This window comes from Gordonia sp. NB41Y (genome assembly GCF_030718915.1).
Taxonomy (GTDB): domain Bacteria; phylum Actinomycetota; class Actinomycetes; order Mycobacteriales; family Mycobacteriaceae; genus Gordonia; species Gordonia desulfuricans.
Genome location: NZ_CP132196.1, coordinates 2,147,834 through 2,161,641, shown reverse-complemented (window position 1 = coordinate 2,161,641; position 13,808 = coordinate 2,147,834). Strand labels below are relative to the sequence as shown.

Below are 13,808 nucleotides of genomic sequence, written 5' to 3'. Positions count from 1 at the left end.
AATGAACAGCCCGACGACCCGGCGCGCGGACACCGACGGCCCCGCCCACTTCCACTGGTTCCTGCCCACCTCTGGCGACGGCCGCGAGGTGATCGGCGGCCTACAGTCGGCGGGGGTCCTGGGCACCGCGTCGACGATCCGGCCACCGGACCTGGATTACCTTGCGCTGGTGGCCAAGACCGCCGAACGGCTCGGATTCGAGTCGGTGCTCACCCCCACCGGGACCTGGTGCCACGACGCCTGGCTGACCACCGCGGCACTGATCCGGGAGACCAGCAGGCTCACCTTCCTGGTGGCCTTCCGGCCGGGCCTGATCACCCCGACACTCGCCGCACAGCAGGCGGCGACCTTCGCCGAGTTCTCCGGAGGCCGTCTGGCACTGAACATCGTGTGTGGGGGCGACGCGGAGGAGCAGCGTCGCTTCGGTGACCGGCTGACCAAGGAACAACGGTACGCCCGTGCCGGTGAGTTCCTCACCATCGTGCGACAGGCATGGACGGGGACACCGTTCGACTTCACCGGCGAGTACTACGACGTGTCCGGGGCTGTGGTCGCCCATCCGCCGGTTCCCGCACCGCCGGTGTTCTTCGGCGGCGCAAGCGAACCCGCCCGCGAGGTGGCCGCGTCTTCGGTGGACACCTACCTCACCTGGACCGAACCGCCGGGCAAGGTGGCGGCGTTGATCGCCGACGTGCGTGCCCGGGCCGCCCGGCACGGACGCACCCTGTCGTTCGGTATCCGGGCGCACGTGATCAGCCGCGACACCAGCGAGGAGGCCTGGGCCGAAGCACGCCGGCTCGTCGACCGGATGGACCCGGCGCTCATCGCCCTCGCCCGGGAACGGTTGCTGCAGTCCGAATCCGAAGGACAGCGCCGACAACTCGACCTGAACGCCGACCTCGACCGGCTCGAGGTCCATCCCGGGCTGTGGGCGGGATACGGACTCGTCCGTCCCGGCGCGGGAACCGCATTCGTCGGCAGTCATGCCGAGGTGGCGGCACTGATCGCCGAGTACCGTGCGATCGGCGTCGACCACTTCATCCTCTCCGGGCAACCGCACATCGAGGAGGCCTTCTGGTTCGCCGAGGGTGTCGTCCCGCTGGTGCGCGCGGCCGAGCGGGCCGCCGCCGGCCCGGCCGCGGTGGTCAGTGGTCGGGAACGCTGAGTTCGGCGCGGCTCGCCTTGATCTCCGCGTCGATCCGGGTGTCATCCCAGCCGAGTTCCGCGCCGGCGACGGCCGCCATCTCGGCCAGGTCGTCGTCGGCGGGGAGTCCGACCGTGCCGATCCCGGTGCGGCGCAACAACAGGTCGGACAGTGACCGCGGCGACTCGAAGCGTGCGGAGTAGGCGAGGGCGGCCAGTGGGATGCCGTCGTGGGTGACGATGCGCGCCAGCCGCGAGTCCTCGTCGGCGAGTGTATGCACCGCGGGTGCGGCACCGCCGTAGAGCTGTTCGACGATGCCGGAGTCGGCGTCGGACGCGGCGCAGCCGACCAGGATCGCCGTGGCCGACGTACTCGGCCGTACCTGCAGGCCGCCGATCGCGGCGAGGGTGTCCACAGTGCTCTCGGCGAAGGCCCGCGACGTGGTGTACTTGCCGCCGGTCGCCGACACGATGCCGTCGAGTCCGTCGGCGCGGTGATCGACGAGTTCCGATGCGCGACTGGCGTTGTAGGTGTCGGTGGAGGTCTGCTCGGTCAGCGGACGCAACCCGCCGTAGGCGGCGAGTACGTCGTCGGGTCCCAGCTGCACCGGCAGCATCGAGGTGGTGTTGACCGTCTCGAGGAAGTCGTCGATCGATGAGCGGGTGAGCCGCCAGTCGTCGACGTCGCCGTGATAGGGCGTCTCGGTGGGGCCGATCAGGCTCAGGCCGCGCCACGGCGCCACGCTGAAATGGCTGTGCCCGGACACGGTGAGCACCATCGTCGTCGACAACTGCCGGGTGACCAGGTAGATGCCCTCCGACCGCACCGGCGGGGCGGGCGGGGTGAGGACATCGGTGACCGGGCTGTTCGCCAGCACGTCACGCGCCCACGGGCCGGTGGCGTTGACCGTGACTCGGGCCCGGATCTCGCCCTGCCGGCCGGTCCGCCCGTCACGCACCTGCGCGCCGACGACGCGGCCACCACCACCGATGATCGTCTCCACGGCGACGTCGTTGGCCAGTTGTGCGCCGTAGGCACCGGCACTGCGCAGGAAGGCCAGGGTGAGCCGCTCCGGATTCGGCATCATCGCATCGTGGAACAGCGCACCCGACCGCAACCCGGTCAGGCCCCGCCGGGACAAGTCGTCGCGACTGAGAATCCGGTGCCGCGGAATCCGTTTGGAGCGATCGGCGATCCGGTTACGGTCGAAGGACAGCAAGTCGTAGGCGGTCAGCCCGACCCGCTCGACCAATCCGGGCTCGGGGAGCACCATGCCGATCGGGTCCACCAGATTGGGGGCGATCGACATCAGGGTGCGACGTTCGGCGAGCGATTCGCGCACCAGCCCGATGTCGAACTGCTTGAGGTAGCGCAGACCGCCGTGGACGAGTCTGCCGGTGGCCGCCGACGTCGCCCCGCCGTAGTCGGCGCGCTCGACCAGGGCCACCTGCAGGCCGCGGCTCGCCGCCTCGTAGGCCACGGTCGCACCGGTGATCCCGCCGCCGATGACCAGGACGTCGACGGTGGTGGTGCGACCGCCGAAATCGCTGCGCTGCAGAGGGTTCGGTGACCCTTCTGTGCCGGTCACGAGGTGGTCGCGATCGACGCGCGGATACGGGTGAGCAGGGGTTCGCGTTCGCTCTCGACGTCGAGCCACCCCAACCGCAGGATGCGTGCGGTGGTCATCCAGGGTGCGATCTCGGCCCGGCCGATCCCGGTGATCCGGGTGTACTCGGCGAGATAGGACCGCAGCATCACCCGGCGCACCGACTGATAGAGCGCCCGCTGGAATGCCGAGATACCGGGGAACAGTTCGGCTTCGGTGAACAGCAGACAGGTGGCGGCGACATCGGCTGCGGGGTGACCGGATGCGGTGGACTGCCAGTCGATGGTCGCGATCCCGGTGCCGTGCTCGAAGGTGTTGAGTGGGTGGAAATCCAGATGCAGCACCGAATTCCCCTCGGGCAGTGCCTGGATCTGCCTGCGCAGCGCGTCGCGCTCGCCCAGGGTCAGGCCCGACAGGGGACAGGTGTGCAGAAGGTTCTGGGCCACGTCGCGGACATCGTCGAAATCGGTGGTGGCGGTGGCGTGGATGGCCGTGTGCTCGCGCGCGAGTCGTCGTGCGACGGAGGCGATCTTGTACGGCCGGCGCTCGGCGACGGTGGTCAGGGCGTCGCCGTGTAGGCGGTCGACGACGATTCCCATCCGGCCGTCGGGCATGGTGACCGCACCGTGGTAGCGGATCGGGGTGACACCGAGCTGGTGGACGGTGGCCGAATCGCGGATCTCCTTGGCGATCATCGCGGTGTCGACGTCGTCCTTGAAGACCTTGATCACCTTGTCGTCGCCCCAGACGTGGATGTCGCTGGTGCGGCCGGTGGCGAGGAGCTCCCCGAGGCCGGTCTCGGTCATGCCTGCCTCACAGTGCCGTAGCCGATCTGCAGCGCATGCTCGACGACGGCGCGCTGTTGCTGTTCGGTGAGCTCTCTCGGTGTGCCCAGGGAGCTCGCATGCCAATAGATCTCGCAGAGCCACTCCAGCAGGAGGGCGTTGTCGGCGGCATTATCGACACCCATGCCGAGGGCCACCGCGCCGTGGTTGGCCATCAGTGCGGCAAGTCGACCCGACAGCGCCCGATGGACGGCGTCGGCGAGCTCGGGCGTGCCGAAGGTCGCGAACGGGGCCACACGCAGGGCACCACCGAGTGACAGCTGCTGATAGTGGATCACCGGGAGGTGATCGCGTACCACCGACAATGCGGTGGCGAAGCGGGAATGGGTGTGGACCACCGAGGTCATCGCGGCGAACTCCGGGCGCCGGTACACGCCGAGGTGCAGGTCGATCTCCGACGACGGGCGGGGGCCGTCGACGACCTCTCCGGACAGGGTGACCAGGGTCACCTGGTCGGCGGTGATGGCGCGCAACTGGGCGCCGGATGCCGTGATGGCCACGACGTCGTCGGAACGGGCACTGATATTGCCTGCGGTACCGACGAATACACCGGACTCGGCCAGGCGTCGAGCAGCCGTGGCGACGGTTTCTCGCAAGGTGGCGGCAGGTGAGGGGCCTGAGGACACGGGGTTCAGCCTGAAGGCCCGGGAAACCAAAGTCAAGTCTGGTTTCTGTGGAGGTAACCCGTGAGTCGGGTTATGGTTGCCTGGTGTCAACCGACCCCGATCAGCGTAGCGCCGAAGAGGCGGAGGCGCCGGGCGGGCATGTCCCGCAGGAAGACCTGGGCGGGGTCCCGCAGGAAGATCTGAGTAGGGTCCCGCAGGAGGATCTGAGCGGGGTCCCGCTGCGGCGCACGCCGACCCAGATGCGTTCCCGCGAGAAGGTGTCCCGGGCGCTGGCCGCGGCGGATCGGATCGCGGCCACCGAGGGGGTCGAGGCGCTCACCCTGACCCGGGTAGCCGACGCCGCCGGGTTGTCACCGGGAGCGCTGCATCAGTACCTGCCCGACCGGGAGGCCATCGCCGCAGCGCTCGTCGCGCGCTACCACGGTCGGATCGAGGCCCTGATGGACGTCGTGATCAGCCGCGTCGCCGAAGAGGACGTCGACGACCCGGTTGCCGAGGTGATCGGCCAGATCGCCCGCATCTACTCCGAGGAACGCATCGTCCGGCTGGTGCGGTCGGTGACCTCGGTGCCCGGTGACACCGGCCGGGCGCACAAGAACCGCATGGCCGCCAAGGTGCACGAACTCATGGTCGCGTGCGGCGTCCGCCGCACCGATGCGGTGGCCGCACGTGTGGTGTTCACGGCCACCGATGCGGTGATGCACGAGGCCTTCGGCGGCGACGAACCCGACCTCGCCCTGCTCGACGAACTCGAGTCGATGCTGCGTACCTACCTCGACGGCGACTGATCGGCCGGCGACTGATCGGCCGCTGACCGGCCGGCGACCACCGAACCGGTGTGCGCGTGGATCCGGCGTACGGCCGGGATCACCGCGAGCAGACCCGCCGCGGGGATCAGGAACGCCGGTCCGATACCGGAGCCGGACGCGATCGCGCCGATGGTGACCGCACCCAGGATCACGCCGACGTAGTTGAACAGGTTGACCCGCGCGATCACCTCGTCGCGGCGGGCGGGCAGGATGCGGCCGGCGGCGGCGAATGTCACCGGCACCAGCATGCCGACGGCCACGCCGGCGATCGCGAAACCGGTGACCGCACCGGCGAAGGTGGGGACCGCGGCGACGACGATGCATCCGGCGAGCCCGATGACGATCGCGGCGATCGCCAGCCGGGTCACCCCCCACCGCATCTCCAGCCGGTCGGTGAGCAGCCGTGAGATCAGCGTGGTGGCCTGATAGAGCGCATATCCGAGGGGCGCGAGGCGGGCGACACCGTCGAAGGCCTCGGTGAGATAGACGGTGCTCCACGTCGACACCGCCGAGTCCAGCATGTACGCGGCCATCAGCACGATCCCGACCACCCAGATCGCGCGACGCGGCAGGACCGGCCGCGCGTCGTCGGCGGCCCGCGGATCGGTCTTCGGGGCGGCGCGTTCCCGCGACGGGTCGAGCGCCCCGAATCCGAACGCCGCGACCGCGATCTGCACCACGGCGGCGGTGAACAGCGCACCCACCGCGCCCGCCGAGGACGACAGGAATCCGCTCATCGCCACCGCACCGAGTGCCGCGGCCGCGGTGTAGGCGGCATAGAACCGGCCCAGATGGGCGATGCCCGTGCGGGCCTCGAGCATGGTGCCCTGCATGTTGACCGCGGCGTCCATGGTGCCCAGCCCGATTCCGTAGACGATCACCGCGGCCAGGAACACCCCGTACGCCGGGGCGAGTGCCATGGTCGCGATCGCGACGGTCTGGACGGCGAGCGCGGCACACACCGCGACCCGGCTGCCGCGGCGGACCGCGAGGAAATCGGCGGCCACCGAACCGAGTCCGGCCATCACGCACGTACCCAGCAGGATCAGCGACACCCCGGTCTCGTCGATGCCCCACGTGTCCTGGAAGGTGGGCAGCGCGGTCATCACCGCCGCATAACCGAGGCCCTGTGCGGCATATCCCGCGGCGACCGCGGCCTTGCGGGCCCGCAGGCCACCGCCGACCGGCAGGTCTGGTCCGGTGGAGGAGTGGGTCGTCACGATGCGGTGTCGCCTCCTTCGGTGCCGCCGGGCATCGGGTCGAGTGCGGTGCGGTCGGAGGTGTCCTTCAGGGCCACACCCGATGCCCCGAGCCGGCGGGCCCCGTCGACCAGGGCCCGCACGATCCGGGCGGCCTGGACGTAGCCGAGGCCGTCGGGCGGGTGCACGTTGGAGATGCAGTTGCGTTCGGAATCGCGTCGCCCGGGTCGGGGCAGGTGGGTCAGGTAGATGCCGAGGCTGTCGGCGACCGACAGGCCTGGGCGCTCACCGATGATCACCAGCAGGGTCTGCACGCCCAGCACCTCACCGATGTGGTCGCCGAGGGCCACCCGTGCGCCGGTCGCGACGACCGGTGCCGCCACCTGCAGATCCGGGGTGAGGGCGTCGACGACGGCCGCGGTCAGCGCCACCGCGTGAGTGCTCACCGCCGTCGCCGAGAGGCCTTCGGCCACAACGATTCCCACATCGGCTCCGCCATCGGGTGGGGTGAGGGCGCCGAGATCGGCGGGCAGACGGCCGAGATCGGGGCGTCGCAGATACTCCGCGCGCGATGCAGCGCGCCCGGCCACCACGGCGGGTTCGCCGAGCCCCAGCCGGCGCAGGCCGACGGTCAGTGCGTCGACGTCGAGCGGGGTGTGCACCGCGTCCCGGGCCGCGGCGTGGTCGGCCTGGAACCGCAGCAGATCGGCGGTGGAGGAGGCATAACCGCTGCGCTGCAGTCCGATTCGTGCCTGGGTGTACCCGCGCAGGGGATTCCAGGGGTCCGGGAACTCGGGGGAACTCATGACGCGGCCAGCCCGCGCAACGGCGACTGCGACGGATCCAGCGGCAGGATGCGACCACCCGAATCGGCCATCCCCTGCCGTTGCAGCCACGTCTCGAACTCCGGAGCTGCCCTCAGGCCCAACACATTCCGCAGATACAGCGCATCGTGGAACGAGAGGCTCTGATATCCGAGCATGATGTCGTCGGCGCCGGGCACGGTGATCACGAAGGCCACCCCGGCCAGCCCGAGCAGGCTCAACAGCGTGTCCATGTCGTTCTGGTCGGCCTCGGCATGGTTGGTGTAACACACGTCGACGCCCATCGGCAGGCCGAGGAGCTTGCCGCAGAAGTGGTCCTCGAGGCCGGCACGGATGATCTGCTTGCCGTCGTAGAGATACTCCGGGCCGATGAACCCGACGACGGTGTTGACCAGCAACGGCCGCAGCTCCCGGGCGACCGCGTAGGCGCGGGCCTCCAGGGTCTGCTGGTCGACCGGCCGCCCATCGGTACCCAGGTGCGCTCCCGCCGACAACGCCGACCCCTGCCCGGTCTCCAGATACATCACGTTGCTGCCGACGGTGCCGCGCCCCAGCGAGCGGCCCGCCTCGTCGGCCTCCCGCAGGATCGCCAGGTCGACGCCGAAACCACGGTTGGCGCCCTCGGTGCCGGCCACCGACTGGAACACCAGGTCGACCGGGGCGCCCTGCTCGATCAGGCCTATGGTGGTGGTGACGTGCGAGAGCACACACGACTGCATCGGGATGTCGTAGCGCATCCGGATGTCGTCGAGCAGTTCGAGCAGCGCGGTGGTGGCCTGCGGGGAGTCGGTGGCGGGGTTGATCCCGACCACCGCGTCACCGCTGCCGAGCAGCAGGCCGTCGAGCATCCCGGCGGCGATTCCACGGGGGTCGTCGGTGGGGTGGTTGGGCTGCAGGCGGGTGGCCAGCCGTCCGGGCACGCCGATGGTGGTGCGGAAGGCGGCGGTCACCTCGATCCGCCGGGCGACGGCGACCAGATCCTGGTTGCGCATCAACTTGCTCACCGCCGCAACCATTTCCGGGGTCAGGCCCGGACCCACCTCGCGGAGGCGCCGGGCTCCGTCGGGCGCGACGACCTGCTCCAGCAGCCAGTCGCGCAGACCGCCGACCGTGAGCGGGGCGAGCGGCGCGAACGCGGTCCGGTCGTGGGTGTCGATGATCAGGCGGGTGATCTCGTCGGTCTCGTACGGCACCACCGCCTGCTCCAGGAAGACCGTCAGCGGCAGATCGGCGAGCACCCATGCGGCCGCAGCGCGCTGCGCATCGGATTCGGCTGCGCACCCGGCCAATTCGTCACCGGAACGCGCCGGGGTGGCCTTGGCCAGCACATCCACGAGACCGGTGAACTCGTAGGTGTGTCCGCGCAGCGTCTGACGGTATCTCACACGAGGTCAAGCTACGCCATCTGCCAGGTCTTGGCTGTCCATGTGGCGTGGCACCCGGGGCAGGGCGATCAGGTGCACCGCGATCCCGATCAGGGGACCACAGATCAGGGCCAGCGCCACACGGTCGGTGACCGCGATCGGCAGGAGCAGCAGGAGTACCGACGCGACCGTCGCACACCACCAGCCGATCGCATACAGCCGGTGCGCGCCGACGGCGAGGGCCGCCGCACCGGTGATGGTGAGCAGGGCCAGCGCGGTGGCGCCGAGGGTGAACAACGCCAGGGCGGTGCCGTCGAGCCGGAAACCGGCACCGAAGACCACCCGCAGCAGCCACGGGCCGACCAGCGCGGCCAGTCCGGCACCGACCACCCCGATCGCGGTGACCGCGGCCAGCGGCAGCGCCGCCGAGGCGACCAGACGATGGCGCGCGGCGACGAACCGGGAGATCAGCACCCCCTGAAAACTGTTCAGCGGCACCAGCAGTGGTGCGCGCGTCAGGGTGATGGCCAGGATCACCGCGCCCACCACGTCGGGGTCGTCGGCGGCCCGGGAGGTGAGCGAGATCAGCACCGGGAAACCCATCACCACCACCGCACTCGCGGCGGCGGCGGCCATCGCGGTGAGGGTCTGCACGGTGAATGTGCGGGTGCCGACGTCGGCGGGGCTGTTGACCACCGCCCGTGCGCGAGCCGAGCCGAGCAACAGCAGCATCCACGACACCGACCCGATCACGGTGATCACCAGGAATGCCGTCGTATCCCAGCCGAGCGCCAGGGCCAGGCCGGCGCCGGCCAGCCGGATCAGTGCATCCACCGACAGCAGTACGGCGAAGACACCCCACGACAGCGTCCCCGACAGCGCACCGGACAGGTGCGCGTAGACCGCGAAAGAGGCCACACCACACGCCAACAGCACCACCGACAGCCAGCGGTGGGCGTCGAAGACCGCCCCGCTCCACAACGGTGCGGTCACGGCGACGGCGACGGCCAGCCCGACACCGATACCGAGGTTGACCCGCAGGGGCCGGGCCCGCGGGTGCCGGCCGCCGGTCCCCGTGCTCGTGGTGGTCGGCCCGGTGGTGGTCGGCCCGGTGATGGGGGAGCCGGCCGCTCGGATCGCCCGGGTGGTCTCCTGCAACTGGCCGTTCTGGGTGCCGGTGACCAGTCCGTAGGCCGCCCAGAACACCGCGAACACGGCGTAACCGCCGGGGCCGAGGGCCCGTGCGGCGATGAGCAGCACCAGATACCCCGACACCGCGGCGATCGCGGTGGCCACGGTGACGCGTCCGAGGGCGCCCGGCGGTGACCCCGATCCGGTCGGTTCCGGTCCGGTCGGCGAGGGTGTCGGGTCGGCCATGTCCGGCGCGGTCAGGAGGGTCCCGGGTACGGCGGGAGCGCAGGGGTGAACAGCCAGCGCTGCCACAGGTCGTGCAGGGGGATCGACGAGTAGTTCGCGGCCAGCGCGATGAAGTCCTCGGTGGTCACCGAGCCGTAGCGGTACTTCTCCGTCCACCGTTGCAGCAGTGCGAAGAAGTTGCCGTCGCCGATGGTCAGACGCAAGGCGTGCAAGGTGATCGCGCCGCGTTTGTACACCCAGTCGTCGAACATCCTGCGCGGCGTCGGATCGGCCAGCGGCACGCGCACCGGGGCCGCCGCCAGCTTGGCGTAGTAGTGGCGGGCCCATTCGTCGGCGCTGCGCCCACCGGACCGCTGACTCCACAACCACTCGGCGTAGCAGGCGAATCCCTCGTGCAGCCAGATGTCGCGCCAGCGCGCGAGGGTCACCGAGTTGCCGAACCACTGGTGGGCGAGTTCGTGGGCGATCAGCCGCTCGGCGTCGCGGGTGCCGTCGCAGTGGTTGGCGCCGAAGGTGGAGAACGACTGCGCCTCGATCGGGATGTCGAGCGGGTCGTCGGTGATGACGACGGAGTACCGCGGGAACGGGTACGGGCCGAACATCTCGACGAAGGCCTCGATCATCTCGATCTGGCGGCCGAAGTCGTGGCCGAAGTCGTGCTTGAGCCGGGGCGGGTAGATCGCGTCCACCGGAATCGGTTTGGTGGCCAGCGTTTCCTTCCGGTACTGACCGATCTGGATCGACGCCAGATAGGTGGGCATCGGCTCCACCTGGTGATAGACCCAGGTGGTCTGTGCCGCACGCACCCGCTTGGACTCGAGGACCCCGTTGGCCAGCGCGTAGTACGGGCTGTCGGTGGTGATCGAGATGCGATAGGGGGCCTTGGCGATCGGGTGGTCGTCGCACGGGAACCACGACGCCGCACCGTTGGGCTGATTGGCACACAGGGCGCCGTCGGTGAGTTCCTCCCAGCCGACCTCGCCCCAGGCGCCGCGGATGGGTCGGGGGGAACCGGTGTAGCGGACCACGATCGTCATCGCCGCACCCGGCGGGATCGGGGTGGCCAGGGTGATCGTCAGCTTGTGGTTGCGATGGGAGTACCGCACGCGTTTGTCGTCGACGGCGATCCGTGTCACGTTGAGAGTGTTGGCCAGATCGAGGCTGAACCGTCGCAGGTGGATGTGCGAGGTCGCGGTGAGTGTGGCGGTGCCCTCGAGCCGGTTGCTCGCCACCTTGTACTCGAGTTCCAGGTCGTACCGGGAGATGCGGTACCCGAGGTTTCCGTTGTGTGGAAGGTACGGATCGAGTACATCGGTCGGCGATCCGAGCACCGGCTGTCGTGGGCTCTTGCCCGACTTACCCGGCACGCACCCCTCCTCGTCTGCTGGCTGATCCGGACCCGTCGATGGCGGCGGACCGGCCACTGCAGACTACCCGGCAGCGCGCAGGGTCACCGGGCGACAGCCCGCGGTTGATAAACGGACCACAGTCCGTATACCGTGGCGGGCAGAACTTCGAAAGGGACAGACATGTACGGACCACGAAGCATTGCCTTGCTGGTGTCGCGAGTGATCCTCGGCATCATCTTCATCAGCCACGGCGTGCAGAAGCTCAACAACGGCATCGACGCCACCACGGCGTTCTTCGACTCGGTCGGTGTTCCGGCACCGACCTTCTCGGCGTACTTCGCCACCTGGGTCGAACTGATCGGCGGCATCCTGCTGATCCTGGGTGTCGCCCTGCCGCTGGTCGCGACCCTGCTGATCATCGACATGATCGGCGCCATCGCCACGGTGCACTGGGATGCCGGATTCTGGAACTCCGACGGCGGTTACGAGTTCCCGCTCGCGCTGATCGCCGGACTCGTCGCGGTGGGCTTCGTCGCCGCAGGCGGATTCGCCGTGGACGGGCACATCGCCCGGCTGCGCGGCGGTTCCCGGGTCGGGTCGTAGCGGCGCACTCACGGTGAGCTGGATCGGCGGTCGGGTGGCTCAGGCCACCAGGCCGTCGATCGTCGTCCGTTCGAAGGCCGCGGCAACGGATTCGACGTCGCGGGGCAGGCCTGCGCGCAGATCGCGGAGATCGGCCAGTACGTCCTCGAGATGCCGGAGGCCGACGCCGTCGATGGTTCCCGGCGACGCCAGGGCCTCCGGGTCGACGTCGTGCCGGTGGGCCAGCGCCGCGCCGAGCAGCCGGTGCGCCTGCGGACGATCGATGTCCCACAGGGCGTCGGCGGTCAGCAGATAGAGACGCACGGCCGGCGGATGGTCGTTGAGGTGCACCAATGCCCACGCCCAGTGTTTGGCGACGTCGACCGTGTCGGCCTGGCCGCGGCCGTGGGTCCGCACGTACTTGCCGTGCAGCTCACGGCACAACGGCGTGGAATCCGACCACAGCTGCAGCTGTGACATGCAGCGCACGGAATCGTGCAGGTTGGACAGATACATCGGCGAGTAGGGGCCCTCGCGGCGGGAGCGGATCTCACGGAGAACCGAGAACTCGGCGAGCGCGTGACCGTACTCGCCGGCCTGCAGCAGGGCCCGGGCTTCGTCCTGCATTTCTTCGATCACCCCCACATTGTCGCCGAACAGCCCGGCAAAAGTGATCTGATTCACAAACCCGGGACGCACGGTGACCGATTCGAGTGGCATCGTGAGAAGCATGAGCGGTTACGAGAACGACACCATCGACGAGGGCTCGGACAGCGACTACAGCGTGGACGCCGACGACCAGTTGCAGCCCGAGGATTCTCTTGACGACCGCGGCGTCGACGATGTCCTGGACGAGGGATACTCGCCGCCCGATCGCGCCCCGAAGGGTGCCATCCACGGCCTGACCGCCCGCGAGATGCGCGACGGCGAGACCCTCGACGAACGACTCGCCGAGGAGGTGCCCGACGTGGGTGCCACCGATCCGCTCGACGACGCGACCGCGGACTGGCGGTCCCACGAGTCCGACGCCGACGACGAGTTCACCGCCGACGGGGAGGTGGGTGACCGCCGGGCCGGGCGGCTCGTGGCCCCGGATCTCGGTGACATCTCCGACACCGAGGCCGAGGCGCTCGCCACCGACTGCGGTATCGACGGGGCCGGGGCGAGTGCCGAGGAGGCCGCGGTCCACATCATCGCCGACGACGAGCGGTGACCGCGGCCCGCGAGTGCGGGTGAATTACCGGATCTGCGAGAGCGTTTCGACGACGATCGCCGACACCCCGTCGCGGTCGAGGCCGAGATCGGTCAGCCGGGCGCCGACGACGGGGTCGGTGAACAACGACAGCAGCAGGTGTTCGGTGCCCACGTGGCCGTGCCCGTGGCCGTGCCCGAGGCCGTGAGCGGTCTGCACGGTGTCCTCCAGGACGGTCTTGGCCGCGTCGTCGAACGGGACGAGTGACGGTGCGCTCGGGTCCCGGGTGGCCGGCGGCGTGGGGTCGGCCAGTGCGGTGATGTCGGCGCCCGCGTCGTGGAGCACCCGCGCGGCCAGGGACTCGCCGTCGAGGGTGAGCGCGTGTGCCAGATGGGTCGGGGTGACCGCATCGGAGTCGGTGGCGATGGCCTGGTTGTGGGCCGCGGCCACCGCGCTGCGTGCCCGGGGTGTGAAGCGGCTGAACGGATCGGTGTCGGCGGCCGGGCGGTTGACGAAGCGCTTCTGGGCCGCCTGTTTGCTCACGCCCATGCTGGTGCCGATGTCGCTCCAGGACGCGCCGGCGCGGCGGGCCTGGTCGACGAAGTGTCCGATCAGCGAATCGCCCACCTCGCCGAGGTGATCGGCGGCCGACATGGCGCCGGTGAGCTGGTCGAGCGGGTCGTCGTGGACCTTGCGGATGGCGGTGATCAGGTCGTCGAGGCGGACGCCGGTGATCTCGGTGGGAGTGTGTTGGGTCATGCGTCAACCGTAGGTTGACGATCCCACTCCGTCAACCTTTGGTTGACGCACGGTGGGGTGTGCCGGTCGGGGGACCGACGTTGACAGCCCGGACGGGCGTGGGAACCATGGATCAGACGGGGCGCGGTGCCC

14 protein-coding genes are annotated in these 13,808 nt (G+C 69.8%); 4 read left to right on the top strand and 10 right to left on the bottom strand.

All coding sequences use genetic code 11. From position 1 onward, the window contains the following. The first annotated feature begins 1 nt into the window (after position 1). Positions 2–1,165 carry an LLM class flavin-dependent oxidoreductase gene (locus tag Q9K23_RS09265; protein WP_053777181.1) on the top strand — a complete coding sequence of 388 codons (1,164 nt, stop codon included), beginning with the start codon at positions 2–4 and terminating at the stop codon, positions 1,163–1,165. Here the strand turns inward: Q9K23_RS09265 and Q9K23_RS09260 are convergent. Genes Q9K23_RS09260 through Q9K23_RS09250 form a run of 3 tightly spaced genes read right to left on the bottom strand, consistent with a single transcriptional unit; the run spans position 1,146 to position 4,221 of the window. Continuing rightward, positions 1,146–2,732: a glycerol-3-phosphate dehydrogenase/oxidase gene (locus tag Q9K23_RS09260; protein ID WP_261977890.1), complete on the bottom strand. Its 1,587-nt coding sequence runs from the start codon at positions 2,730–2,732 to the stop codon at positions 1,146–1,148. The genes Q9K23_RS09265 and Q9K23_RS09260 overlap by 20 nt on opposite strands. Then, on the bottom strand, positions 2,729–3,556 hold the full coding sequence (locus Q9K23_RS09255) for a phosphotransferase (RefSeq protein WP_020791441.1): 828 nt from the start codon (positions 3,554–3,556) through the stop codon (positions 2,729–2,731). Before Q9K23_RS09255 ends, Q9K23_RS09260 begins: the two co-directional genes overlap by 4 nt. Beyond that, a complete protein-coding gene (locus Q9K23_RS09250) occupies positions 3,553–4,221 on the bottom strand; it encodes a class II aldolase/adducin family protein (RefSeq protein ID WP_187343543.1) in 669 nt (222 codons plus the stop codon). Before Q9K23_RS09250 ends, Q9K23_RS09255 begins: the two co-directional genes overlap by 4 nt. An 83-nt stretch (positions 4,222–4,304) precedes the next feature. Between Q9K23_RS09250 and Q9K23_RS09245 the strand changes: the two genes are divergently transcribed. Next, positions 4,305–5,009: a TetR/AcrR family transcriptional regulator gene (locus Q9K23_RS09245; RefSeq protein ID WP_261977888.1), complete on the top strand. Its 705-nt coding sequence runs from the start codon at positions 4,305–4,307 to the stop codon at positions 5,007–5,009. Here Q9K23_RS09245 and Q9K23_RS09240 read toward each other — a convergent pair. The 5 genes from Q9K23_RS09240 to Q9K23_RS09220 are packed head-to-tail and all read right to left on the bottom strand — an operon-like array spanning position 4,991 to position 11,161. Further along, positions 4,991–6,250, bottom strand: a complete 1,260-nt coding sequence (locus tag Q9K23_RS09240) for an MFS transporter (RefSeq protein WP_305950481.1) — start codon at positions 6,248–6,250, stop codon at positions 4,991–4,993. The two genes, Q9K23_RS09245 and Q9K23_RS09240, sit on opposite strands and share 19 nt — an antisense overlap. Continuing rightward, positions 6,247–7,035, bottom strand: a complete 789-nt coding sequence (gene eutC / locus Q9K23_RS09235; protein WP_053777180.1) for an ethanolamine ammonia-lyase subunit EutC — start codon at positions 7,033–7,035, stop codon at positions 6,247–6,249. Before eutC ends, Q9K23_RS09240 begins: the two co-directional genes overlap by 4 nt. Then, positions 7,032–8,438, bottom strand: coding sequence for an ethanolamine ammonia-lyase subunit EutB (locus Q9K23_RS09230; RefSeq protein WP_053777179.1), 1,407 nt, complete (start codon positions 8,436–8,438; stop codon positions 7,032–7,034). The genes eutC and Q9K23_RS09230 overlap by 4 nt, the downstream gene beginning before the upstream one ends. A gap of 6 nt (positions 8,439–8,444) precedes the next feature. Further along, a complete protein-coding gene (locus Q9K23_RS09225) occupies positions 8,445–9,794 on the bottom strand; it encodes a polysaccharide biosynthesis protein (RefSeq protein WP_053777178.1) in 1,350 nt (449 codons plus the stop codon). 11 nt (positions 9,795–9,805) lie between these two features. Further along, positions 9,806–11,161, bottom strand: a complete 1,356-nt coding sequence (locus Q9K23_RS09220) for a M1 family metallopeptidase (RefSeq protein WP_053777177.1) — start codon at positions 11,159–11,161, stop codon at positions 9,806–9,808. Positions 11,162–11,323: 162 nt separating this feature from the next. Here Q9K23_RS09220 and Q9K23_RS09215 point away from each other — a divergent pair, with 162 nt between their 5' ends. Continuing rightward, positions 11,324–11,746 (top strand): DoxX family protein, encoded by a 423-nt coding sequence (locus Q9K23_RS09215; RefSeq protein ID WP_053777176.1) that lies wholly within the window; start codon positions 11,324–11,326, stop codon positions 11,744–11,746. 39 nt (positions 11,747–11,785) lie between these two features. Here Q9K23_RS09215 and Q9K23_RS09210 read toward each other — a convergent pair whose 3' ends face one another. Continuing rightward, on the bottom strand, positions 11,786–12,364 hold the full coding sequence (locus Q9K23_RS09210) for a hypothetical protein (RefSeq protein ID WP_053777183.1): 579 nt from the start codon (positions 12,362–12,364) through the stop codon (positions 11,786–11,788). Between the two features lie 91 nt (positions 12,365–12,455). Here Q9K23_RS09210 and Q9K23_RS09205 point away from each other — a divergent pair, with 91 nt between their 5' ends. Next, positions 12,456–12,938, top strand: coding sequence for a DUF5709 domain-containing protein (locus Q9K23_RS09205; RefSeq protein WP_053777175.1), 483 nt, complete (start codon positions 12,456–12,458; stop codon positions 12,936–12,938). Positions 12,939–12,962: 24 nt separating this feature from the next. Here the strand turns inward: Q9K23_RS09205 and Q9K23_RS09200 are convergent, their stop codons facing one another. Continuing rightward, positions 12,963–13,676 (bottom strand): Clp protease N-terminal domain-containing protein, encoded by a 714-nt coding sequence (locus Q9K23_RS09200; protein ID WP_305950480.1) that lies wholly within the window; start codon positions 13,674–13,676, stop codon positions 12,963–12,965. Positions 13,677–13,808: the final 132 nt, after the last annotated feature.

What these genes read in the sequence shown, in the direction of transcription:
- Q9K23_RS09265 (WP_053777181.1), top strand. Translation starts at nt 2, where the DNA reads ATGAACAGCCCGACGACCCGGCGCGCGGACACCGACGGCCCCGCCCAC.
- Q9K23_RS09255 (WP_020791441.1), bottom strand. Translation starts at nt 3,556, where the DNA reads ATGACCGAGACCGGCCTCGGGGAGCTCCTCGCCACCGGCCGCACCAGC.
- eutC (WP_053777180.1), bottom strand. Translation starts at nt 7,035, where the DNA reads ATGAGTTCCCCCGAGTTCCCGGACCCCTGGAATCCCCTGCGCGGGTAC.
- Q9K23_RS09225 (WP_053777178.1), bottom strand. Translation starts at nt 9,794, where the DNA reads ATGGCCGACCCGACACCCTCGCCGACCGGACCGGAACCGACCGGATCG.
- Q9K23_RS09215 (WP_053777176.1), top strand. Translation starts at nt 11,324, where the DNA reads ATGTACGGACCACGAAGCATTGCCTTGCTGGTGTCGCGAGTGATCCTC.
- Q9K23_RS09205 (WP_053777175.1), top strand. Translation starts at nt 12,456, where the DNA reads ATGAGCGGTTACGAGAACGACACCATCGACGAGGGCTCGGACAGCGAC.
- Q9K23_RS09200 (WP_305950480.1), bottom strand. Translation starts at nt 13,676, where the DNA reads ATGACCCAACACACTCCCACCGAGATCACCGGCGTCCGCCTCGACGAC.